Below are 25,215 nucleotides of genomic sequence, written 5' to 3'. Positions count from 1 at the left end.
GTTCAGATATTGAGTCTTAATAATTTAAATACAAATATAAGCCTGATTGATTACAATACATTTGGTATTGACGTTTACGCAAAGGAGTTTATTGTAGTAAAGGAAATATCTCAGCTTATTGAGCTTTACCATGAAGGATATTTTCAAAAGAAGCATTTAATACTCGGAGGGGGAAGCAATATTCTTCTTACAGATAATTTTGAAGGGATTGTAATCAAAATCGATTTCAAAGGAAAATTAATTATTAGTGAAGATGAAGATTCTGTCCTGATAGAAATAGGGGCGGGAGAAAATTGGCATGATCTTGTATTACATGCAATTCAAAATCAATGGGCCGGAATTGAAAATTTATCTTTAATTCCAGGAACTGTAGGGGCTGCACCTATGCAAAATATAGGTGCTTATGGTGTTGAAATTAAAAATGTATTTGAATACCTCTTTGCATTTGAAAAGGAGAGCGGCCAGGTGGTGAAATTTGATCTTGAGGCTTGCGACTTTGGATACAGATCCAGTGTATTTAAAACCGTCCACAAGAATAAATACATTATTACAAGGGTTTGTTTAAGGCTTAAGAAAAATCCAAAACTAAATACCAATTATGGCGCAATTGCAGAGACATTAAAAGCCATGGGAATTGATAATCCTGGAATACAGGATATTAGTGATGCTGTGATTAAAATCCGGAGCTCCAAATTACCCGATCCAAATGAAATAGGAAATGCAGGAAGTTTTTTCAAAAATCCGGTGATTTCAATTCAAGAGTTTCAAAAACTTAAAGAAAAACATCCGGAAATACCTTCTTATGCAATTGATCAAAATTCAGTAAAAATTCCCGCTGGCTGGCTAATCGAAAATGCAGGTTGGAAAGGCAAAATATATAAAAACTCAGGGGTTCATGAAAAGCAGGCACTGGTGCTTGTAAATAAAGGAAATGCATCAGGAAATGATGTTCTTGAGCTTTCTCAATTAATTTTGAATGATATTAAAAGCAAATTCGGAATACAACTCGAACGCGAAGTCAATATTATATAATATTTAGTACGATTTTTGAGGTTAGCATTCAATCTATGAAAAAAATTGGGCTTGGCTTATTTTTTATTTTCGTAATTGCCACAAATTCGGCAATATCACAGGAATACCCGGGGTATAGGGACAGTCCTATTGCCATCGCTCAATACAAGTTAAACAATACCTATATTAAGGTTACCTATGGAAAACCTTTCAAAAGAGGCCGCAAAGTTTTTGGCGGTTTTGTCCCATATGGCAGAGTTTGGCGCACAGGAGCAAATGAAGCTACTGAAATTACTTTTACCAAAGACATTTACTTTGGGCCAAAATTCTTAAAAGCAGGGACATACTCACTTTTTACTGTACCCGGTGAAAATTCATGGATTATTATTCTCAACAAAAAACTAGGGCAGTTTGGAGCTTTTGAATACGACAGAAAGCAGGATTTGTTAAGAATTACTGTCCCGATAATAAAATCTGCAGAAAGGGAAGACTTTTTAATAGAATTTAGGCAAGCGGAAAAAGAAAATGTTGTAAATATGATCCTGTGGTGGGATAATATTCAAGTTCACATTCCCTTAAAAATTTTGTAATGAAAGGAAAATCATATTTGCAATCTGCATTTCAGCGTGCATACAAGTCTAAATTTCATTTGTTTTTACTCAATCTTGGAATTTCGCGATTCGTACCTTTCAATAAGCCCCATAGATTTAAAATAATAGAAATAAGTCCAAATTCAGTCAGAATCGAGTTGCCTTATATTAAAAGGAATTTAAATCATATCAAAGGGATTCACGCTTGTGCACTTGCAACACTCAATGAACTTGCCTCAGGTATTCTAATTATTTCAAGACTTGATCCGTCTGAATTTCGGATAATCATGAAAAGCATCCATCTTGACTACGTTTATCAGGCAAAAGCAAAGGTTTATGTGAGCTTTAAATTGAGCGAAGCAGAAATTCAAGAATTAAAAGATAAGGCTAAAATCTCTCCAGTTGATTTTCCCGTTAAACTAATTACCTTCGATCAGAACAATAATGAAATCTGCAGTTCCAATATTGTTTGGCAGTTAAAATCCTGGGAACAGGTCAGAACTAAATCTTAAATCAGACCTCTGATTATTGATCAATTTTTCTAAGATTGATTAAATTGCTATACTTTTTATGAAATGAGAACAATTGATAGACTTCTTGAAGAGTACGGGTCTAGTCATCAAAACCCTACCAATAAATTAATTCACTGGATTTGTGTTCCCGCCATCACATTTAGTTTACTTGGTCTGCTTTGGTCAATTCCGAGTGATTTTATACAAGGATTTTTTCCATCAGCTTTTCAGAAGTATGTAAATTTTGCAAGCCTGTTTATCATTTTTGCCTTGCTTTATTACTTCCGATTATCCATTGCATTGGCCATAGGTATGATAATCATCTCTTATGCTTTACTATGGTCTTGTTATGCGATTGATAAATATCTAGAATTACCACTCTGGCAGTTTTCTATAATTGTATTTGTATTGGCCTGGGTAGGTCAATTTTTTGGACATAATATTGAAGGCAAAAAACCATCCTTTTTAAAAGATGTACAATTTTTACTAATAGGTCCAATTTGGTTATTGCATTTCATATATAAAAAAACCGGAATTCCATATTAAGAATTGAATTGAAAATAAGTTTCTCCTTTTCTTCATTTTTCTATTGTGTTTTTCTTAGTTGTGGTCATATACTCGCCCAGGAGGCTGAATTAATTGTTCCAAAGGGTCATACTACGCCTGTTGTTTTAATTGATTATCACAATAATGAGCGATGGCTGGCGAGTAGTCAGGGAAATAATTCATACACCATTTGGAATTTTGATGCTGAAAAGGAGATACGCCAATCCAATTTCCATAATGACCCAATTTCGGCATTGGCATTTCACCCGGATTTTGCACAATTGCTTAGTGCTGATGGCTCGGGAAGAGTGCTTTCTTATGATATAAGAAAAAACAGAAAACGCTCTGACCGTCAAATTCACAAAGGGAAAGTGAACGGATTGGTTTTTGGCAAAAATGCTGAGACCTTTTATACTTATTCAGACGACAGCACAGTAAAAGAAGTCAATTATGCGTATTTTAAAATTGTTCAGGATATATCATTTGAAGGCAAAATATCAAGCATTGCTGCAATAGATGAGGGAAAGCTATTATTGGTAGCGCTCAAAAACGGTCATTTTATTTCTATAGATGAGAAGGGTAAAAAAACTGCTTTTAAAAATGATCAAAATTGGGTGATCAACGAAATATTGATAGAGGATAAAACACATTTAGGGATTTGTCAGAATGGAGTGATAATAAAAATTGATCTTCTGAATAAATCACTTACATACTTAAAAAAAATTCCTTTCAAGGTAAAGAAAGCGGTTGTTGTTGATTCTATTTTGATAATAGCAGGCAGAGGTCCAACGGATATTACATTCTTAAATGCTGAAACTTTAGACCCTTTAATAGATTCTTATGAATTTCAATTAAGAAAAGACTTAGATCCATATAACCTATCAATTCAAACCATTGAATTTGACCCGGATTCGAATGTTCTCTTTATTCCGGATTACGATTATTCCATAGGAGCGTACAGTTTTGATAAAAAAAGATTTGTTCGAAGATTTCAGGGATTCACTGAAAGGATTAAAGATTTTGATATTGCTCCAAATGCACAGATTCTGAGCCTGGCTAGCAGCAAAAATGGAATTCGATTATATGATTTAAGAGAGATTCAGGAAACACGTGTTTTATCAAATTCCAACCCGGCTTTCAGAGTTGATTTTTCAAATAGTGGTTTAAATATGGCCTTGGTTAAAGCAGATTCACTTGTTATCTACAATACGGTAAATTATGAGCCAAGACTTAAATTTCCACTAACAGGTATTTACCCCAATGGAAATACGTGCTTTGTCAATGACAGGCTGTTACTAAAGAAAGATGAAAACAATGGGATTAGCCTATTTAATATTGAAAATAAAACTAAATCTATTATAAATATTAAGGAAGCCTTTGAAGTAAAGGCAGATGAAAAAGGAAATCTCTTCTGCATTAAAAGTGGCAACAGCAAAATCTATCTTTACGATGCACAATCGCAGAAGAGAATTTCTAAAATTAAAGCTAAAGACATCATTGATTTTGATTTTTTTCAAAATGGAGAAAGGGTATTGCTTATTTCAAATGATGATGGAATCAAAATCAAAGTATTTTCCAATAATGGGAAACTATTAAGCAAATGTGAATTGCCTGAAAATTATAAGGGAGAAAGAATTAAAGTAATTGAATCAGGAAATAAATTTCTGTCATGGAAGATCAGCGTGGATAAAAAAGGGGAAGAGGCAGATTACAGCATCAATTTATGGAGTGTCGATTCACTTCAGATCATGCAAAAACTCGAAGGTCTTCAATCAACAATTACTGAGGTTCAGTACGATGCCAAACGCGATTATGTGATTGCTTCTTCAGAAGATGGTAGTCTGAAAATCTGGTCGCTTAATAAGCTTTATTCAGATCATAAATACTACCCAGCCTCCATATACCCTTTGGAAGGGGAGGAATTAGTTACAATGTTAAACAATGGTGTATATGATGCGAGCAGATCCGCAATGGAAGATATGCATTATGTGCAGGGTTCTGAATACATTTCACTTGATCAAATTAAGGAGAAGTATTACGAACCTAAACTCCTTTCTAAAATATTTGGCTATAACATTCAACCCATACAGCCTCGATCAGCTATAGAGCATTTTGAATTATACCCTGAAATTAGAATACTGCATCCTGCAGTAAATGGTGGAATTCTCGGTGTTGATTTGCAAGAAAGGGGAGGGGGAATAGGAAAAGTTGATGTCTTCATTAATAATAAAAAAGCAAAAGAATTTAGTCCTTCGGAAGATTTGATTGAAAATCAAATTCAATACAAGGTTGAGTCTCATCCCTTTTTAATTCCCAACGAAATAAATGAAATAAGCGTAAAGGTCAGCAATGCTGCCGGTGACCTTAAATCATCACCGGAAAGAATAAAATACATTTGGAACACAAATACCAAGCATGAAACTCAAAAATTTTATGCTCTAATCATCGGGGTTTCAGATTATACCGGAACTAAGCTCGATTTGAATTTCTCATCGAAAGATGCCAAAAGTATTTCTGAAGCAATTCAAAATGGGGCAAGTAATTATTTTGGACAAGCTAATGTCGAAATAGTCGACCTAAATTCAATTAATTCAGAAAGTAATTTACAACCGACCAAGGAAAATACTTTAAAAGCACTCTATGAGATATCAAAAAAAATAAATCCGCAGGATGTATTCTTATTTTATTTTGCAGGACATGGGGCTCAGGGAAAAGAAGATGATAAGAATTACTATTTATTGACCAAGGAGGCGTCTTATCAGGAGAGTAAAAGTTTGAACAATCCTTCATCTTATTCAATTTCAGATAAAGAATTGGGCGAATCTTTGAGCAAAATTTCTTCGCTGAATATGGTGATGATTTTAGATGCCTGCCATTCCGGTGAAATGATCGATAAATTCAATAATCAGATCGGACATTTAAGTACCAAAGAAGAAAAAGCGCTTGAAAAACTCATTTCTGAAACAGGGTTACATATTTTAGCCGGTTCAGAATCTGATAATGTTTCTTATGAGACCAGTTTGTATGGCCAGGGTTTATTGACCTACAGCCTACTTTTTGGTATGAAAGGAGACGCACTCCGAGATGGACAATATCTGGATGTCAATCGTTTATTTCAGTATGCCTCAGCGAAAGTACCCGAATTAGCAAGTAATGTTGGAAGCGTTCAAAAACCTGTAGTGAAAGTACCTGAAAAGGCGGGGAAGGTAGATATTGGAGAATACGGGAATCGTGAAAAGGCTCAAATTAAACTAATTTCTCCCAGACCGATAATATTAAAATCTTCATTTCAGGAAGAACACATGTTTCTGGATTATAGTAAGTTAGGCCTGCAACTCGATGATGAACTCAAATATCAAGTAGACAATAAAGAGAATGATTTTATTTTTATCAACTCGGATAACTTTACTGGAGCTTATAAATTTAATGGTAGGTACAGCTACAATTCAGGAGAAATAAAGATTCAGGTTAAACTTTTTAAAGACACGACCTTATTAGAAATAATTGAAGTTAATGAAATAGACTTCAAAACTGCGATTGAAAAAATTGCATTGAGAGGACTCGGAATTATTGAAAAAGACTTTAGTAAATAGATTAGTTGCAGATAATACAGGTGCCTCCTTCAGCCGACTCACAAGCAGCTTTAGTTGCATAGCAATTTTCGATATCATTTTTTGACCAGGGCGATGATGCCGGGCAATTACACGGGTCGACTTCATCATCTTCATTACAGGCATTAAATATGAAAATTGCCCCAATTACAAGGGCTAGTATCATAAATATTTTTTTCATAAGGTCTTAGGGCTTATGAACAAATTTCACAAGGTTGGCCTTCAGATGCTTCACAATCAAGAGGATCATCATAACAATTTTCGCTTCCCGGTACTGACCATGGTGCATTATCTGGACAATTGCAGGGCCCCGGTTCGTTAGGAGAACAACTGCTAAAAATAATCGAGCTAAACATCGCTAGAAACACTAAAGAAAGTAGCCTTTTAAACATATCTATCTATTTGAATACTATATTAGAAAAAATATTTGTCAAAACCACTAAAAATTTTCTTTAATCGATTCTTTGTATTTCTGCCCCAAGATTTTGCAAACGCCTATCAATATTCTGATAACCCCTATCAATTTGCTCTATATTGAGGATTGTGCTCTTTCCTTTTGCAGATAATGCTGCAATAAGAAGGGATACACCAGCACGAATATCAGGAGAAGTCATTGTAATGCCCCTGAGTTTTATTTTTTTATCAAGACCAATTACAGTAGCACGATGAGGGTCGCATAATATGATTTGAGCACCCATATCAATAAGTTTGTCGACAAAAAACAAACGACTCTCAAACATTTTTTGGTGAATAAGAACTGTACCTTTGGCTTGTGTGGCCACCACCAAAACAATACTTAAAAGGTCAGGCGTAAATCCTGGCCATGGCGCATCAGCCACCGTTAGTATTGATCCATCTATAAATGTTTCAATTTCATAATGATCCTGCTCAGGGATAAAAATGCTATCTTCCTGCTTTTCGAGTTTGATTCCAAGTCGTTTAAAAACATCGGGTATCATTCCCAACTGCTTCCAATTGACATCATTGATTGTAATGGAAGAACTCGTCATGGCAGCCATTCCAATAAAACTACCCACTTCAATCATGTCCGGTAAAAGTCGGTGCTCGGTGCCATTAAGCACTTCCACACCTTCAATTTCAAGTAAATTAGAACCGATACCACTGATTTTTGCTCCCATGCGGTTTAGCATATTACACAACTGCTGAAGATAGGGTTCACAGGCGGCATTATAAATGCTGGTTTTTCCTTTAGCAAATACTGCGGCCATTAATATATTAGCCGTTCCTGTAACAGAAGCTTCATCCAGAAGCATATAGGTACCCTTTAATTTTGAAGCATCAATTTCAAAAAGCTTGTCATCAGCATCGTAATTAAATTTTGCACCTAATTTTTCGAATCCTATAAAGTGCGTGTCCAATCTCCGTCTGCCTATTTTATCACCGCCGGGTTTTGGAATTTTACCTTTTTTAAATCGACCCAGAAGTGGGCCAAGAATCATGATTGAGCCCCGTAAAGAGGCCCCCTGTTTTCTGAATTCCTTGGTATTGAGATAATCTAGATCAATATTTTTGGCTTCAAATAGAAAAGAGCCATTCCCCTTGTTATCAACATTAACACCCAGACTCTTCAATAAATCAATTAACTTATTGACATCGAGAATATTTGGGATATTTTCAATTAAAACGGGTTTTTCAGTAGCAAGAACTGCACAAATAACCTGTAAGGCCTCGTTCTTTGCACCTTGTGGTGTGATGGATCCACTGAGTTTTTTGCCGCCTGTTATTTCAAATGATGGCATATTTAATTCCTTCTTCTTCGTCCCCCCCCACCTTTGCGTCTGTTATTGCTTCGCGCACTTGTATTACTTCTGTTTGGATTGCTGGCCCTGGTTTGAACCTCAAGTAACCGATTTTCCCGAACCTCATCTATATTAAGTTTGATTTGATAGTTCGACATTTGACCCAAATGCTCAATAATAACTTCATCGTCTACATTTTCCTTGTTCCAGGTGATATAAAATGACTTCATTAATCTCGCCAAATAAATCTCAGCCGATTTTCTTTCTTCGGCATCTTTTATCTCAAGTGTTTCATTGATTAAGGACTCAACATTTTTTCCATAATGCCGAAATTTTATTCTCTGGCTAGGATAGCGAAGTCTTTTAGGTTTGGCCTGAACTACTTCGCGTTCCGGTTTTGGAAAGGGACCTTCCACATCCAGTTGATAATCCGACATCATATACAAATGATCCCATACAACCTGGTTGTTATCCGAACTATCGGTCATGTTCGGGTTTATTTGTTTCATTAATTCAACGGCCAATTCGGCTAGTCTTTTCTTCTCATCTTTATCTTTGACCTGATCAATATGAGCAACTATATTTTGAAGATTTCGCCCGTATTCTCTTAAATACAAAGGGCCTCTACTCTCTCTCATTAAATGTTTGGAATTAAAATCTAGGAATGAATTTTAAGCTTAGCAAAGCTAAGTAATAAAGTTTTTTCACCAAAATTATCGAAGTATATCATTGCTTTTCGCTGATTTTGATAAGATTCGACCTTTTTAACCTTTCCAAAGCCAAATTTTGGATGTTCTACTTTCATACCTTCGGCCAGATTTTCAGTATTACTGGGTTCAAAATCATTTGGAACTTTGTAATTGGATACCACTTTTTTGGCCAATGGTCTTAGATTTCGAGCAGCTGTTTTAGGCAGTTCGCCGGGTTTGTTTGTTTTTCTGAATTTTGGTGGAATGTTAAAATCCGGTGGACCCTTTGGAATCGACCTTTCCGTTACTTTTAAGAATCTCGGATCCACTTCATCTAAAAATCTGGATGGTTCGCAGCTATGTAGCGTGCCATACCTGTATCTGCTCAACGCATAAGATAGCGTTAATTTTTTTTCTGCACGGGTTATGGCCACATAAAATAGGCGTCTTTCTTCCTCCAGATCTGCGCGACTGCTTAGCATCATGGCAGATGGAAATAAATCTTCTTCTAATCCAACAATATGAACATGTTTAAATTCCAGACCTTTTGCCGAATGGATTGTCATAAGTGTGACCCTGTCGCTGCTGCCATCGTCATTATCCTGATCAGTCAATAAAGCTATTTGTTGGAGGTATGAACCAAGTGATTTGTCTTCGGTTTCGGGATTGTCCACAAATTCTTTTATACCATTGAGCAATTCCTGGATATTTTCATACCTGGCAATGCCTTCCATGGTTTTGTCTTCATAATATTCTTTCATAAGGCCAGAGCGCTTCACTATAATTTCAGCTGCCTCGTGTGCATCTCGTTTATCCATATCAATGGACATGCTTTCGATCAGCGTAACAAAGTTTGATAATGCTGTAGCAGTCCTTTGAGGGAATATTTTATTTGCCATTTTACAGGCTTCCCAAATACTTGTATTATTTTCATTAGCGGCTACAATCAGTTTTGCAATTGAGGTGTTGCCGATGCCTCGTTTAGGCCAATTTATAATTCTTTTAAAGGCCTCTTCATCATTGTGATTGACAACGAACCTGATATAAGCAATTACATCTTTTATTTCTTTTCTCTGATAAAATGACAAACCTCCATAAATGCGGTATGGAATATTTATTTTTCTCAGAGCCTCCTCCATGCTTCTTGATTGTGCATTCGTTCGATATAAAATGGCGAAATCGCTGTTGTTAAGCTGTTCATTCATTTTATTTTGAAAGATTTGACTCGCAATAATTCTGGCTTCTTCATTGTCTGAAGTAGCTCGAATCAGTTCTATGTAATCACCATCATCATTGCTTGTCCATACTTTTTTAGGTAGTTGGGCTGTATTGTTTTTGATAACAGCATTGGCGGCCTCTACTATTATTTTGGTGGATCGATAGTTTTGTTCGAGCTTGAAAACCTTTAAATCGTCATAATCTTTTTCAAAATTCAGAATATTCGTAATGTCAGCACCCCTAAAAGCATATATGCTTTGGGCATCATCACCGACAACACAAATGTTTTGATATCTTGAGGCAAGTTTTCGGGTAATTAAATATTGCGAATAATTTGTGTCCTGAAACTCATCTACCAATACGTATTTAAAGCGATCCTGATACTTGTTCAGAACATCAATATGATTGTGGAAAAGAACGTGCGTATTGAAAAGAAGATCATCAAAATCCATCGCAGATGACTTAAAACACCGCTCCGCATATGCTTTGTAAATTCTTCCAATTTCTGGTCTTTGCATTTCTGTGTCTTCCGATAAATAAATAGGGTCATCGATGTATTGCTGGGAAGAAATCAACCTTGATTTAGCGGCTGAAATTCTATTTAATACAACATTCGCCTTGTACAACTTGTCGTCAAGGTTAAATTCCTTTACAATACTTTTGATTAGAGATTTTGAATCATCGGTGTCGTAAATAGTGAAGTTACTAGGATATCCCAGTTTTGCTCCTTCAGCTCTGAGTATCCTTGCAAATACAGAATGGAAAGTGCCCATCCAAAGGTTTCTGGCTTCATTGCCCACTTCAGTTTCAATTCGATTGCGCATTTCCCTGGCCGCTTTATTGGTAAAGGTGAGTGCCAGAATATTAAAACTATCCACACCCTGATCCATTAGATGTGCTATCCTAAATGTCAGGACTCTAGTCTTTCCTGAACCGGCTCCGGCGATGATCATCATCGGGCCCTCTTTTTGTAAAACTGCTGCTTTTTGTGCTTCGTTAAGTACGTCTAAATTCAAACCCATTATCTATCTGCAATCGAGACAAATCTATGGAAATTTTATTGCTAGTTTTGTAAAAAAATAGATTTCTGTTGTACATCGTTGGAGATATTTATGTGAGCGATGAAATCGCTGAAGAATGCTTCATTTGTGACCTTGAAAAATGCAAAGGGGCATGTTGTGTTGAAGGAGAATTAGGTGCTCCATTAAAGAAGGAAGAGCTCAGTATTCTTGAAGGTGAGAAAAATAACATAAGACCTTATTTATCAGAAGAAGGAAAAGCTGAATTGGATCGACAAGGTTTATTTGTACTTGATCCCGATGGGGAATATTCGACACCTACAATAGGTGGTAAAGAATGTGCATATGCCATTTATGAAGAGGACGGAAAATTGGCCTGTGGAATTGAAAAGGCATGGAAAGATGGTAAATCGAATTTTCGAAAACCTGTTTCTTGTCATCTATATCCGATCAGGGAAGTCCAGTATCCCAAATTCCTGGCACTCAATTATCACAAATGGGGCATATGTGCTCCGGCATGTGAATTGGGTAAAAAAATGAATCAACCTCTTTATTTTTTTCTAAAAGAAGCACTCATTAGGAGATTTGGAGAGGCTTGGTTTGAGGATTTAAAAAGTCAGATAAAAGAAAGAGAAAATAAAAAATAAAAGACCGCCCATTTAATGCGGAGATAGTTACATTTTTTTGGTGCTAGACTGTCTCAGGCAGGGTATGCTCCCTTCCATGATTTACCTCTTTCAAATAATCCATCAGAGGAGCAAAATAATTTAGCATTGCTTTGGCATTGATGTCTTCTCCGGTGGTTTGTTTTAATAAATCTCTCCAGTCTCTGGTGGCGCCTGGGGATAAAACTTCATGAAGGAAATTTCCTACTTCCGTATTTCCATAGTAATTCGTAGCTCTTGGATCTTGCTTGAGGATGTTTTCAGCTATGTGATTATGGAACTGGAACAGAAGTACATAAGACAATGCATAATCATAATATTGAGCGGCGTCGTTGTTTATATGCGTTTTTGAGGCTGCATCGCAATAGTCCTCGCCTCTTTCATTTGGAGCTGTAATCCCCTGAAAGGTATTCACATATTCCCACCATCTTTCATTAAATTCGGTTTCCGGAATGCTGTCCACATATAAATCGTGTTCAAAATGAGTCATTGTTCCCGCCGAAAAAGGTATAAATACAATATAATTAAGGGCCTCTTTTAATAGTGTTTTTGTTTCATCCGTTTCTACACCTTCCGGAACCAGATCCAGATTTTCTAAAAAAGGCTTTTGCATAGCTGCCAGACCTAACATACTTCCTATGGCTTCGTGATAAGCGCGATTGGCGCCTTCTCTAAGTAAAATCGGGACGTTCGGATTACTGTATTCCATGTAGTAATAGATATGCCCCAATTCGTGATGCGTGGTTTCATACCATTCAGCGTTGGGTTCTACAGACATCAGTGATCTCACATCATTTTTCAAATCCATATGCCAGGCCGAAGCGTGGTTGTTCTTTTTGTGATTAGCGTCAGCAGCCAGAGGGTAGAGGTCTGATAATTCGTAAAAACTCTGAGGTAGTGAATCAAAACCCATGCTCACATAAAATCTTTCTGATTGTTCTACCAACCATTGTGAACCTTTCTCTTCCAGTATTCCATCCAGATCAATGCCATCCACTTCTACTTCTGCAGACCAATCCTGTCCCCAACGGTTTGGTAGCCAGTGTGCAGGCAACATTACCGGCACATCCCTTCCAAATTTATCTGCAAGCTCATATCGCATATAAGTATGTAATTCCCTGTATAGTGGCCAAACATCACTTATAAGCTGCTTATTCATTTGCATCATTTCTTTAACTGTCATTCCATAATCTGAAACCTGATAAGTGAAATAATCATCATAACCCAGAGCCTGTACTGTCTGATTTCGGAGATTTCTCAATTCTTTCAGACCTATTTTTAACTCTTTGCCAACTTCCTTTGAACATTCCCATGCTTTCAAACGCTTTTCTACAGAATTTTCGGTTTTAAGAATATTATCAATTTCATTGGTGCTCAGGGAACGCCCGTCAATCTGAAAGTCAAAACCAAATAGTTTTTCATTTTGGGCGTTTTCTGCCGCAATTCGTTTTTTAACTAAATCTGAAACAGTTGCTGGGTTATTGGCTGCCATGTACAGTATTGACTCAAATTGTTTGACTTGTAGTGGCTCGAGTTGATCTTGAATTTCCAGGTATTTTCTCGCTTTTTCAATATTCTCTTTTTTACCTGTGAATTCTGCAAGTGCTTCATCGGCAGCATTTACAGCTTTTTGTATTTCAGTATCGCCTTCGATGATCATCGTATTCGCTTTCCACTGTGCTTCACTTGAAGCATAATAAAGATCAACAAACTCGGCAGTATAGGCATCGAGGAAGGCCTGGGCTTCTTCTTTTACATTATTTTGTTCTTCTTTCTGAAATTCACATGAAAAAAGAAATACTGCAATAAAAATTATGACTAGGTTTCTCATTGAGGGATATTTAGTGTTAGCCGATTCGCCGGATGTAGGTGTTTTTACTGTAATCAGGAAAATCAAATGACCATATTTTCTGCAATTATTCCAAAACCGCGTGCCATTTGGTTTTCCCCAATAGATGTAATTTTCACTTTTTGAATTTCATTGATAAGAAGCGGATCAAATTCTGTTTCAAATCTTATATAATTATCAGTGAAACCCGAAATTTTTCCATCTTCAATATCTGCTTCGTAAAGTACTTCGGAAATATAATTTATATGTCTTTCGTAAAAAGCTCTTTTCTTTTTTTGTGAAAGGTTTCGAAGCATTTTTGAACGTCGCTGTCTATCCTTAACTGGTATTACCCCATCCATTTTGATTGCATCCGTATTGTCACGTTCTGAAAATGTAAAGACATGAAGGTAAGATACATCCAGTTCATTCAAAAAATGATAGGTCTTCAAAAACTCTTCTTCGTTTTCTCCAGGGAAACCGGTAATTACATCAACCCCAATTCCGGCATGCGGCATAAGTTCTCTTATTTTGCTCACGCGTTGTCTGTAGAGATCGGTTTTATACCGTCTGCGCATTTTTTCTAAAATCGCATCTGAACCTGACTGCAAAGGGATATGAAAATGAGGCATGAATTTATCCGAATCGGCAACAAACTCAATTATTTCATTACTCAACAAATTGGGTTCGATTGATGAAATCCTGAATCTGTCAATTCCATCAACTTTATCCAGTTCTTGTATTAATTCAATAAATCGTTCTTTTCGTTTTCCATTCTGAATTCCAAAATCACCTATATTGACTCCTGTGAGTACAATTTCTCTGGTTTCTCCTTCCGCTATATTTTCAGCTGCATTTACAATATTTTCAATGCTGTCACTTCTGCTTTTACCTCTTGCCAATGGAATGGTGCAAAAGGCGCATTTATAATTACAGCCATCCTGTACTTTGAGAAATGTTCTGGTTCTGTCATGAATGGAGTAGGAGTGGTTGAATTTTTTAGCCTCTTTTATATCACTAGCAAAAACTTTTGTTGCTTCACTTTTTTCAAATTCTCCCAATAAATCAAAAAGTTGAAATTTTTCAGATGCCCCCAAAACGGCATCTACACCGGGAATGTCAGCAATTTCCTGCGGTTTAAGCTGAGCATAACACCCAATTATTGCAATAAATGGATTGTTGGAATGATTTAAAGCTTCCCGAACAACTTTCCGGCATTTTTTATCCGCATTATCTGTGACTGAACAAGTATTAATAATATAAACATCGGCAGCATTATGAAAAGCAACTTTTTCATAACCTTTTTCTTCAAACATTGAAGAAATGGTAGAGGTTTCTGAGAAATTCAACTTGCAGCCTAATGTGTAAAAAGCAACCTTTTTCATTGGGCCGGCAAAATTAAAAATAAAATACGAATGGGGTAAATTGGCTTATTTGTTCAATTGGAATAATTAAAATTAATAAAATGTTGAAATGTGGATAAAAAAATACCCTAATAGAGAAGAATAATTGTAAAACAATGTATTTTTGGTTTAAAAATTACCCATAGCACAAAAAAAAGATTAAAAAATGTCACAATTTAGGATCACAGCACTACAATTAGCCCAAAACAGACCGGAAAAACTTGTGGAAACTCCATCGGACAGAGCTTCGGAATATTTCGCGATGGAAGTTTTCGATCTGGAAAAAATGAAAATTAAACTGTCTTCGGATGTTTTTGACAAAGTTGAACAGGCCATCAACAAAGGCACAAAAATCGACAAAGATACAGCCGATGTGGTTGCTTCAGCTGCAAGAAACTGGGCGGTAGGAAAAGCCGCTACTCATTATACTCATTGGTTTCAACCCCTGACCGGCGCTACGGCTGAGAAACACGATTCATTTTTTGATTCAGGCGATAAAATTGAAAAATTCAAGGGATCAGCGCTTGTTCAACAAGAACCCGATGCCTCATCTTTTCCGAGTGGAGGCATTAGAAGTACTTTTGAGGCCAGGGGATATACGGCATGGGATCCGAGCTCTCCAATGTTCATTATGAATCACACCCTTTGCATCCCAACCGTATTCGTTTCTTATACCGGAGAAGCCCTGGATTATAAAGCCCCACTGCTGAAAGCCGTTGAAGCCATTGATAAGGCCGCCACAGAAACCTGTAAGATATTTGACCGAAATGTTTCACGTGTTACGGCATCTTTGGGTGTCGAACAGGAATATTTTGTAATTGATAAGGCTTTATATGCCGCACGTCCTGATCTTGTAATGGCCGGAAGAACAGTTTTTGGCCATAATCCCGCCAGAGGCCAGCAATTGGATGATCATTATTTTGGATCCATTCCTCCTCGTATTCACCGGTTTATGCGACATTTTGAAATAGAAGCATTGAAACTGGGAATACCTGTAAGTACCCGTCATAATGAAGTAGCGCCAAGTCAGTTTGAAGTAGCACCCAGATTTGAAGAGATTAACAAAGCTACAGATCACAATCAGCTATTAATGGATGTGATGAACAAAGTTGCTGAAAAGCATGACCTAAAAGTATTATTTCATGAAAAACCATTTGCCGGATTAAATGGAAATGGAAAACACAATAACTGGTCTTTAATTACCAATTCCGGTGTCAATTTATTTCAACCCAGCAGCAGTGCAAGAGAAAACCTGCAATTCTTGGTATTCTTTGTCTGTACGCTAAAAGCTGTAGACCAATACGCCGACCTCTTAAGAGCGAGTATCGCATCGGCGGGAAATGATTTCAGGCTTGGGGCTAACGAAGCACCTCCGGCAATAATTTCTGCCTTTATTGGAGAGCAGCTTACAGCCGTATTGGATGAGCTTGAGGACAATGGCAATGTAAAAATTGAAAAAGGAGACAATCTTTACATGAAATTGGGAATTGATAAAATTCCTGAAATTATTTTGGATAATACAGATAGGAACAGAACATCGCCTTTTGCATTTACCGGAAACAAATTTGAATTCAGAGCCGTTGGATCCGATGCCAATGTAGCACAGCCCATGACAGCTCTTAACCTCGTCGTTGCCGAACAGCTAAGTCAGTTTAACGAAGATTACAAAAAAGCAACTGAAAAAGGCAAGGAAAAAAGATTAGCTATAGTAGAAATACTCAGGAAATATATAAAAGACTCTAAGAAACGCCGATTTGAAGGTGATGGATATTCTGAAGAATGGGTAAAAGAAGCGGCTAAAAGAGGTCTTGAAAATATAAAAGACACCCCTAGAGCTTTGGATGCTTATGTGTCTGAAAAGATCGTCAAGCTTTATAAAAAGCACGGTGTCTGTCATGAAAAAGAGTTGGAAGCAAGGCATGAAATCATGCTTGAAAACTATATCATGAAGGTTCAGATTGAAAGCCGTGTAATGGCTGACCTCGCTATGAACCATGTCATACCTACAGCCGTAAATTATCAGAACATCTTAATTCAAAATGCCAATGGCTTAAAAGGTTTGGGGATAGATAATAAGGATGCCTTGGAAACAATTAAGGAAATTTCAGGATATATCAATAGCATCCAGACTTACTGTAAGGAAATGACAGAAGCAAGGAAAAAACTGAATAAACTTGTAGATTCAAGAAAGAGAGCCATAGGCTATTGTGATGAAGTAAAAGGCAAATACTTTGAAAAGATTAGATATGCAGTTGATAAACTTGAATTGCTAGTAAACGATGAAGATTGGCCCCTGGTTAAGTATCGTGAAATGTTATTCATTCGATAAAATGCTAGCCCTGAGAAATCAGGGCTTTTTTTTACCCATGAGAATCTAAACTTCACTATCGAAATATTAAAGTACACCATAGGGATTCTCAAAAAAAACCATAATTAAGTGGAATTTTGAAAGCTTGATTTAATCATAATTCCATGACGCAGTCCTATTCTCTAAATGCGTTTTCTGCTCCAAATATTCGTATTTTCAGGCCGGAGATGAACAATACTTATTATCCACAGACACATCCAATTTTGAGAATCCTGAAGATTCCGTCAATTTTCACGATTGGTATAATAATTAAAATTACCATTGACGTCATTTTAAACCTGAAGTTTAGAAACTACCCACTTTTTGAAAACGGTTTGGTGTACCTGGGAGCAGGATTTATTGCCTGGTTGATTTATCAAAGTCTTAAAACCATAAATGACCAATTGAATTATTCATTTCCCTGGGACAGAAACCCTGTTCGTCGGTTTTTTATCCAGGCTCTTGTGGATGTCACACTATCAATAGTATTAATTGCACTTTTTCGGGTGATGATTGCATATTTTAATTGGGAAAACACTTATGTCAATGTTATAGAAGAATTTGTAAATCTGATTGTAGTGGGTGTATTTACCTTGCTTTTTGTAGTAGGAGATTTAAGTTATTTTTTAGTTAATCGCTGGAGGGTTTCCCTTGCTGAGTTAGAGTCATTTAAGAAAGAGAACCTGGCTTTTGAGTTTGGTATGTTAAAGACTCAGATTAATCCGCATTTTTTATTTAATAGTTTAAATACACTTTCCGGACTTGTTCATACCAATGCCGACATGGCTAGCGAATTTATCAGGCAGCTATCCAGGCTTTACAGAAACTTACTTAAGGAAAAAGAAAATATTCATTCTCTTGAAAAAGAATTGGAATTGCTTAATTCCTATACTTATCTGGTAGGACTTCGGTTTTCAAATAACCTTCATATTAGTATCAACATCGTAGAGAAATACAAATCCTTAAACATAGCCCCACTGAGTTTGCAGATGCTTATTGAAAATGCCATTAAACACAATGTAATATCGGCTAAAAAACCACTCTATATTGAAATTAAAAGTATAGACGACAATAAAATTGAAGTTATGAATAATCTCCAGCCAAAACTGGAAAAAGAAGAGTCGACTGAAATAGGATTAAAAAATATTCAAAAACGTTATGAGTTTTTAACCGATAGGAAAGTTGAAATCCAAAGCGCTGAGGATAAATTTAAAGTTATAATTCCCTTAATATGAAAGTCTTAATCGTTGAAGATGAACCGGTAGCACAAATTGAACTGGAACGTCTTTTAAAAAATATTGAACCTGACATTGAGATCATCGATAAAATTGATTCTGTGGAAGACGGTATTGAGTGGTTCTCATCAAATACCTCACCGGATCTTGTGTTTCTCGATATACAATTATCTGATGGACTTTCTTTTGAAATTTTCAGGAAGGTAAAAATAACATCACCGGTGATTTTCACTACAGCCTTTAATGAGTATGCCCTTGAGGCTTTCAAGTTGAACAGTATAGATTACCTTTTAAAACCAATAGAGCCTAAAGACCTTCAGGCAGCGCTTGAGAAATACAAGGGAATAAAAGCGCAGTTTTCATCCAATGAACTTGATGAAAGCATTAAAAAAGTAAGGGAAATGCTCAATTATTCGGGCAAGGAGTTTAAAAAACGCTTTGTTTCTAAAGTAGGTGATCAATACATAAAAATTGACTCAAGTGATGTCGCCTATTTCAAAGCTGATAATAACATTGTTTACCTCATCGATAAACATGGGAAAAAGCACATCATTGAATACACTTTAGAGGAATTAACAGAAATGCTTGATCCAAAAGAGTTTTTTAGATTAAACAGGACCTATGTTTCAAATATTGAGAGCATCGCCAAGGTCCATAAATATTTCAACAGCCGTTTAAAAGTTGATTTAAATCCGGATTCAGGGGATAAAGTGCTGGTAAGTCGAGTGAAAGTAAGTGATTTTCTAAAGTGGATGGACAATTAATGAATTTTTCATTTAATACCATATTGTTATTGTTTTCAGTATTATTTTCTCTATTCTCATGTAGAGAAGTGACGATTCGTGTTACCGAAATACCTCCTAATACACCACCTGGCTCAAGACTTTATGTAATGGGCAATTTCAATTATTGGGATCCCGGAGATCCCAGCTATCAATTAAAAATGGATGAAGACAGCAATTATTATATAAGTATTCCCAGAGGATTTGGAACCATAGAATACAAAATCAGTAGGGGAGAGTTATCATCCATTGAAACGGATATTTGTGGCTACCACATGAACAATAGGGTAATTAAGGAAAACGAGAAATCTGTTAATGCCGAAATCAAAAGTTGGAAGGACGTTGAGCCTCTAATGTGCGGGCATATCACCTTCAAATTAGAAGTTCCGGAAAATACCCCACAAGATGAGCCATTGACTCTGGCGGGGAATTACAATTTGTGGAACCCGGGGGATAGTTCGAGCTATTTTAAAAAAGACAGCGGAACCGGTGAGTATATACTTACGATTCCCAAACCCAAAAACACAAAACTGTTAAGTGTAAAGGTTACCAGAGGAGATTTGAGCAAATCCGAAGCAGATGTTTATGGAAATGAAGCTCCCATTCGAAATATCGCATATTCTCCCGGCGATACAATAAAATTGAAAGTTGATAGCTGGGAAGACATGGTCAAGCCAGTGAATAACAACGTTACCATTGTTATAAATTCAGTTCCGGAAAACACACCTCCTTATGCAGACATATATATTGCCGGTGATTTTAATGGTTGGTATCCCAGAGATAAGAACTTCCTCATGAAAAATTTCAAAGGCAAATACTTCTTTAGTTTACCGAGAAAGGGAGATAAAATTGAATTTAAATTTACTCGGGGTTCCTGGAAAACTGAAGAAGTAGATAAAAACGGGGGCACCAAAAACAATTACGTCCATGAATTTTCTGACATCGATACTATTCGATTTAATGTTGTTGGCTGGAAGGACCTTTATAACACTAAGCGTTCAAAATACATCACTTTTGAAGTGGTAAAATTTCCTGTAAATACTCCAATCGGTGATGATATATACATCACAGGAAGTTTCAATAATTGGAATCCTGGTGAATTTCAATACCGTTTAAAACCCAATTCAAATGGAAATTTATCTGTAAGTATTCCAAGAAAATCAAGAACGGTAGAGTACAAATTTACCAGGGGGAAATGGGAGACAGAAGAAGTGGATTTATACGGAAGAAAAATAAAGAATCGATTTTTTAAATTCGACGGAGAAGAACTTGTTGAAGTGCGGATTGAGAATTGGCTTGACCTGTATCGAAAAAATTACAAAGCAATAAGAGTGGTTATTGATAAATATCCGGAAAATACTCCTGCGGGTGCCGACATTTATTTTGCTTCAAATCTTAATGACTGGGATCCCCGTGCTTCCAGATTTAGATTAAAAATGAGTCCTGATGGAAAGTACTATATTGATTTGCCTGTTTATAAGGGGACGGCATATTTTAAATTTACGCGCGGCAACTGGCAAACAGTAGAGGCCAATTCAAAAGGTGATGATATTGAGAACAGAGCCCTTGATTTTTCCGGTCGTGCCGAACAGCATTTTAAAATAGAATCCTGGCTCGATCTGCCGGTTCAATAAAGCGTCATTAAAATTTTCAATATTTAAAATTGTAATATCTTTATTTTCAATAATACTTGAATATGGAGAAATACGATCTCATCGTAATTGGAGGAGGGCCTTCGGGTTTTGCAGCCGCAATGCGAGGTGTAGACTTTAACAAAAAAGTCCTTTTAATTGAGAAAGACAGGATAGGAGGTGCCGGAATATACAATGGTGCTCTTACTTCAAAAACATTTTGGGAGCTCTCAAGGCAGGCTTTGGCCTATCATGAAAATCTTAAAACCTTTAATGTAACAGCTCCGGATGTTCCATTCAAAAGAATAAAAGCCAGCGTGGATCGTGCTGCTAAAGAGCGAAATAATATTCTTGAAGAACAAATAGCCTGGCTCAGAAATTTAAACAATTCAGCTTTTACCAGTATTAAAGGAACTGCAAGTCTGCAGACAAAAAATGAGGTATCCATTTTAACCGAAAATGAAGAATTTGTTGTTTGGGGTGAAAACATTGTATTGGCTACAGGTTCAAGGCCTCGTTATATAAAGGACATACCAATAGATGAAAAAATTATTGTAACAAGTGATGGTATTAATTCATTCGAAAACTACCCGAAAAGCCTATTAATTGTAGGGGCCGGAGTGATAGGTTGCGAATTCGCAACAATCTTTAGCAATTTTGGCGAAACCGAAGTTCACATCATAGCAAGAGATAAAAGAATTCTACCTTTTGAAGACTCGGATATTACAAGCATTATAGAAGAAAATCTTGAGAAAAAAGGAGTTATTATTCACAGAAATACCGATCTCAACTCCATGAAAATAGTGGATGGGGAGGTAGAATACGAAACCATTTCTCGCATCAACGGTAAGATCAACAAATTCAGAGTGGAGAAAGCTCTTATTTCGATTGGAAGAGTTCCGAATATTGAGGGATTGGGCTTGGGGCGTGTAGGAATCAAAATGAGTGATCGGGGACACATCATTGATGGAGACACGCAAACAAGTATAAAAAATATCTATGCCGTCGGTGATTTAACCGCGGACATTGCGCTTGTAAATGTTGGAGAGTTGGAAGGCCGATATGCAGTTGAAAAAATATACGGGAAGCCCAAAAAGAGCATGATGTATGATAATATTTCTACAATAATGTTTTTAAATCCTGAAACTGCAGGGGTGGGAATGAATGAACAAATGGCTCAAAAACAGGGGATAAATTATAAGGTAGTGAGTTTGGGTTTTGAATGCATTGCGAGGGCCATAGCAATGAGAAACACCCAGGGATTTTTTAAAATCCTGGTAACTGATGATGATGAGATGAAAATATTGGGCATGCGCGCACTTGGAGAACATGCATCTAGTGCTATTCAAGCTGTTGCTTTGCTTATTGCTACAGGAAAAGGCATAGAAGAACTGGCCGAACTAATTCACCCGCATCCATCAATTATTGAAGGTATTCAGGAATGTGTCAGAATGTTTTTAGGAAATAGCATTATCAAACCGGGAGTCATGCATCATAAAATCTCTTGTAAAAGATACTGTGAGGGTCATTATTCCGATTGGAAAGTCCTGGCTTAATATTCGGCGATTGAATTAAATAAAAACCCACATATCGCTTTGGGATAGAAATAGGTACTTTTCTGTGGCATTGTAAATCCAGAATGACAAACATCAAGAATTTCATGCATTTTAATATCGTTGGTGATTAATGCTATTTGCGCTTCCCCTTTCTGAACTTTTGACAAACAGGTTGAAAAATTTCGTTCAAACTCCAAATGCGTATCCGTGCGCTGGTCCTTTCCCTTAATTTCCAGTACTTTTTCAATAAAGAAATAGTGTAATACGGTCAAATCCAGATTCTTAATTACATCAGGAAATTTCCAGCTAATGGTTTTTTCCAATCCTTCTTTGAGTCTGATTTTATAGGTCGCATTATTGAAAATCAGACCAAAGGCAAACTTCTTACCTGCAATAATCTGGTTCACATCATAAGGATCTTCCAGTTCTCTAATGGTAAAATAGTTTTCAAGTTTTCTAAGAATGTCATTTTCATCAATAGTCGGAAGGTTTTTAACTAATCTGTGGGTAGGTAATATTCTTAAATGATCAGAACTGGAATTAGTTAAATATATCAAGTGATAATTGTATGGTTCATTTCCTTTTGAATCAGGATATTGATTCTCCATTTTTTTCCGATAGACAAGTGAACTTTCATAGCGATGGTGGCCATCGGCGAGTATAATTTGTCTTCCTTTTATGGTTTTTTGAAAATGTTCAATTATTTCCTGATCGTGAATAACGCTTAAAACATCTCTTACTCCCTGATAATCTTCTGTTTCATAAAGAGGGGCTTTCATACTTTCATCCATAAATTTTTCAAGGATAAAATCATCATCTTTATAAAGACCGTGTGTTGGGCTAACATTGAGCTGTGTTTTTTCAAGGAGTTGAATCCGGTCGTTGACAGCTTCCGGAATGGTATTTTCATGTCGCAGAATTCTATTTTCATGCCAATAATGTGCTTTGATATTGCAAACAAAGCCCTTGCGGCAAAATTCCTCTTCACTCCCCGGGAAAGAAAAATATTGATAATATACATAAATAGCAGGAATAGGGTCCTTTAATAAAATGCCCTTTTCTTTCCATTCCTTAAAGGTATCATAGGCAGTTTGAAAAGGATCATCTCCCTTGGGTACTGAAAGATGAATGCTGTTTAAAGGATTCTGATATAGTTTTTCCCTTTGTTTTTGTGAAACAACATCAAAAAGCGGGGAAGTGAGTTCATCGATTTTTTCAGATAACTCCTTATTGTATCTCCAAGCCTTGATAGGCTGTATTTCAGGCATTTAAATTTAGTTTAATCTGTTTTTCCAGGTTTTTCCCTGCGCAGTACCGGCGATTTTACCTACGCCTGTTTTTTGCGGTCTTTTTTCGTCAAATATGGTTTGTGTTAATGCAGCTGCAATTTTATGACATTTAGAATTGTTGGAATACACTTTTTGCTCATTGGGTTTAAAATATTTATTCACAAAATTAGTATCAAAATGTCCGGATAAAAAGGCTTCGTGGTCCATGACGAATTTTCCAAAAGAAAGAGTGGTACTCAAGCCGGTGATTTTATATTCATCAATTGCCCTTCGCATTTTATCAATGGCTTCAGCGCGATCGTGGCCATAACTCACTAATTTCGCAATCATTGGATCATAAAATATTGGAATGGCCTGACCTTCTCTAAATCCATCGTCCAGACGAACCCCATTCCCCTGAGGGCGAATATAGGTTTCCAATGTTCCGGTATCAGGTAAAAAATTATTTTCCGGGTCTTCAGCATATACTCTTACTTCAACAGAATGGCCGTACATTTTTACCTCATCCTGTGAAAAACTCAATTTTTCTCCTTCTGCAATTTTGATCTGTTCCTTTACGAGATCAAGCCTGGTGATCATTTCTGTAACCGGATGTTCAACCTGGAGTCTTGTGTTCATTTCAAGGAAATAAAAATTCAAATCTGCATCCATTACAAATTCTACAGTTCCAGCATTATAATAATTGCAGGCCTTGGCCACATTTTTAGCCGCTTCACCCATTTTAGCACGTATTTCAGGTGTCAGTACTGCTGATGGTGCTTCTTCTACCACTTTTTGATGTCTTCTTTGTATTGAGCACTCCCTCTCAAATAAATGCACCACGTTTCCGTGTTTATCTCCCATTATTTGAAATTCTATATGACGAGGCTTGCTAACATATTTTTCGATAAAAACGGAACCGTCGCCAAATGCAGATTTGGCTTCGCTAATAGCTCTTTGCATCTGTTCATCCAGATCGGCTTCTTTTTCGACAATTCTCATTCCTTTTCCACCTCCGCCGGCACTTGCTTTAATCAAAATTGGAAAGCCAATATCTTTAGCGATCTTTTTTGCCTCATTTACATCAGAAATCGCCCCCTTTGAACCTGGGATGAGTGGGATATCATATTTAGCGACAGCTTCTTTTGCTGCTAATTTACTTCCCATTATTTCAATGGAATGGGCAGAAGGGCCTATGAATATCATTCCCGCATCTTCAATAGCGATTGCAAATTTTGCATTCTCAGAAAGAAAGCCATAACCGGGATGAATGGCATCAACATTTCGGCTTTTAGCGGCATTAATAATTTTATCTATATTGAGATATGACTCGCTTGAAGGAGAGGCCCCGATGTGAACTGCCTCGTCGGCGTGAAAAACATGTAGAGATTCCCGGTCGACATCGCTGTAAACGGCAACGGTTTTTATTCCCATCTCTTTCGCTGTTCTAATCACTCTGAGCGCGATTTCACCCCTGTTTGCAATTAATATCTTTTTAATCTTTGTCATATAAAGTGAAAAATAAATAAGATTTACTATTTCTG

General features: G+C 36.6%; 19 protein-coding genes. 11 read left to right on the top strand and 8 right to left on the bottom strand.

Annotation, left to right across the window (positions count from 1 at the left end; all coding sequences use genetic code 11):
- The first annotated feature begins 9 nt into the window (after positions 1-9).
- The 5 genes from murB (at position 10) to HZR84_02095 (ending at position 6,252) form a co-directional block, all read left to right on the top strand.
- Positions 10-1,032, top strand: coding sequence for a UDP-N-acetylmuramate dehydrogenase (murB, locus tag HZR84_02115; GenBank protein ID QNL20785.1), 1,023 nt, complete (start codon positions 10-12; stop codon positions 1,030-1,032).
- Between the two features lie 35 nt (positions 1,033-1,067).
- Positions 1,068-1,601, top strand: a complete 534-nt coding sequence (locus HZR84_02110) for a DUF2911 domain-containing protein (GenBank protein ID QNL20784.1) — start codon at positions 1,068-1,070, stop codon at positions 1,599-1,601.
- Positions 1,601-2,113, top strand: coding sequence for a DUF4442 domain-containing protein (locus HZR84_02105; protein QNL20783.1), 513 nt, complete (start codon positions 1,601-1,603; stop codon positions 2,111-2,113). Before HZR84_02110 ends, HZR84_02105 begins: the two co-directional genes overlap by 1 nt.
- 63 nt (positions 2,114-2,176) lie before the next feature.
- The gene (locus HZR84_02100; protein QNL20782.1) at positions 2,177-2,659 is read left to right on the top strand and encodes a DUF962 domain-containing protein; all 483 of its coding nucleotides are present in this window, start codon (positions 2,177-2,179) and stop codon (positions 2,657-2,659) included.
- Between the two features lie 8 nt (positions 2,660-2,667).
- The gene (locus HZR84_02095; GenBank protein QNL20781.1) at positions 2,668-6,252 is read left to right on the top strand and encodes a caspase family protein; all 3,585 of its coding nucleotides are present in this window, start codon (positions 2,668-2,670) and stop codon (positions 6,250-6,252) included.
- A 212-nt stretch (positions 6,253-6,464) separates the two neighbouring features.
- Here the strand turns inward: HZR84_02095 and HZR84_02090 are convergent, their stop codons facing one another.
- Genes HZR84_02090 through HZR84_02075 form a run of 4 tightly spaced genes read right to left on the bottom strand, consistent with a single transcriptional unit; the run spans position 6,465 to position 10,959 of the window.
- Complete coding sequence (locus tag HZR84_02090; protein ID QNL20780.1) at positions 6,465-6,662, bottom strand: hypothetical protein; 198 nt, start codon at positions 6,660-6,662, stop codon at positions 6,465-6,467.
- A gap of 60 nt (positions 6,663-6,722) precedes the next feature.
- Positions 6,723-8,030, bottom strand: coding sequence for a UDP-N-acetylglucosamine 1-carboxyvinyltransferase (gene murA / locus HZR84_02085; GenBank protein ID QNL20779.1), 1,308 nt, complete (start codon positions 8,028-8,030; stop codon positions 6,723-6,725).
- Between the two features lie 2 nt (positions 8,031-8,032).
- Positions 8,033-8,668 (bottom strand): DUF4290 domain-containing protein, encoded by a 636-nt coding sequence (locus HZR84_02080; protein QNL20778.1) that lies wholly within the window; start codon positions 8,666-8,668, stop codon positions 8,033-8,035.
- A 20-nt stretch (positions 8,669-8,688) separates the two neighbouring features.
- Positions 8,689-10,959 carry a UvrD-helicase domain-containing protein gene (locus tag HZR84_02075; GenBank protein ID QNL20777.1) on the bottom strand — a complete coding sequence of 757 codons (2,271 nt, stop codon included), beginning with the start codon at positions 10,957-10,959 and terminating at the stop codon, positions 8,689-8,691.
- Positions 10,960-11,027: 68 nt separating this feature from the next.
- Here HZR84_02075 and HZR84_02070 point away from each other — a divergent pair, with 68 nt between their 5' ends.
- Positions 11,028-11,603, top strand: a complete 576-nt coding sequence (locus HZR84_02070) for a DUF3109 family protein (protein ID QNL20776.1) — start codon at positions 11,028-11,030, stop codon at positions 11,601-11,603.
- Between the two features lie 43 nt (positions 11,604-11,646).
- Here HZR84_02070 and HZR84_02065 read toward each other — a convergent pair whose 3' ends face one another.
- Both HZR84_02065 and mtaB read right to left on the bottom strand, forming a co-directional pair.
- Positions 11,647-13,452 carry a M2 family metallopeptidase gene (locus HZR84_02065; protein ID QNL20775.1) on the bottom strand — a complete coding sequence of 602 codons (1,806 nt, stop codon included), beginning with the start codon at positions 13,450-13,452 and terminating at the stop codon, positions 11,647-11,649.
- Between the two features lie 62 nt (positions 13,453-13,514).
- Positions 13,515-14,834, bottom strand: a complete 1,320-nt coding sequence (gene mtaB, locus HZR84_02060; protein QNL20774.1) for a tRNA (N(6)-L-threonylcarbamoyladenosine(37)-C(2))-methylthiotransferase MtaB — start codon at positions 14,832-14,834, stop codon at positions 13,515-13,517.
- 184 nt (positions 14,835-15,018) lie between these two features.
- Between mtaB and HZR84_02055 the strand changes: the two genes are divergently transcribed.
- The 5 genes from HZR84_02055 (at position 15,019) to HZR84_02035 (ending at position 22,403) form a co-directional block, all read left to right on the top strand.
- Positions 15,019-17,181: a glutamine synthetase III gene (locus tag HZR84_02055; GenBank protein QNL20773.1), complete on the top strand. Its 2,163-nt coding sequence runs from the start codon at positions 15,019-15,021 to the stop codon at positions 17,179-17,181.
- A 143-nt stretch (positions 17,182-17,324) separates the two neighbouring features.
- Complete coding sequence (locus HZR84_02050; GenBank protein ID QNL20772.1) at positions 17,325-18,434, top strand: histidine kinase; 1,110 nt, start codon at positions 17,325-17,327, stop codon at positions 18,432-18,434.
- Positions 18,431-19,198, top strand: a complete 768-nt coding sequence (locus HZR84_02045) for a response regulator transcription factor (GenBank protein ID QNL20771.1) — start codon at positions 18,431-18,433, stop codon at positions 19,196-19,198. Before HZR84_02050 ends, HZR84_02045 begins: the two co-directional genes overlap by 4 nt.
- Positions 19,198-20,850 (top strand): hypothetical protein, encoded by a 1,653-nt coding sequence (locus HZR84_02040; protein ID QNL20770.1) that lies wholly within the window; start codon positions 19,198-19,200, stop codon positions 20,848-20,850. Before HZR84_02045 ends, HZR84_02040 begins: the two co-directional genes overlap by 1 nt.
- 62 nt (positions 20,851-20,912) lie before the next feature.
- Positions 20,913-22,403: an NAD(P)/FAD-dependent oxidoreductase gene (locus tag HZR84_02035; GenBank protein ID QNL20769.1), complete on the top strand. Its 1,491-nt coding sequence runs from the start codon at positions 20,913-20,915 to the stop codon at positions 22,401-22,403.
- On the opposite strand, the gene HZR84_02030 is transcribed toward HZR84_02035, so the two are convergent.
- Both HZR84_02030 and accC read right to left on the bottom strand, forming a co-directional pair.
- Positions 22,400-23,671: a DUF1015 domain-containing protein gene (locus HZR84_02030; GenBank protein QNL20768.1), complete on the bottom strand. Its 1,272-nt coding sequence runs from the start codon at positions 23,669-23,671 to the stop codon at positions 22,400-22,402. The genes HZR84_02035 and HZR84_02030 overlap by 4 nt on opposite strands.
- Before the next feature lie 6 nt (positions 23,672-23,677).
- Positions 23,678-25,180 (bottom strand): acetyl-CoA carboxylase biotin carboxylase subunit, encoded by a 1,503-nt coding sequence (accC, locus tag HZR84_02025; GenBank protein ID QNL20767.1) that lies wholly within the window; start codon positions 25,178-25,180, stop codon positions 23,678-23,680.
- Positions 25,181-25,215 lie beyond the last annotated feature (35 nt).

The organism is Hyphobacterium sp. CCMP332 (assembly GCA_014323545.1).
Classification (GTDB): domain Bacteria; phylum Bacteroidota; class Bacteroidia; order Cytophagales; family CCMP332; genus CCMP332.
The sequence above is the reverse complement of the archived record's forward strand: the minus strand, read 5'-3'. Positions and strand labels throughout refer to the sequence as shown.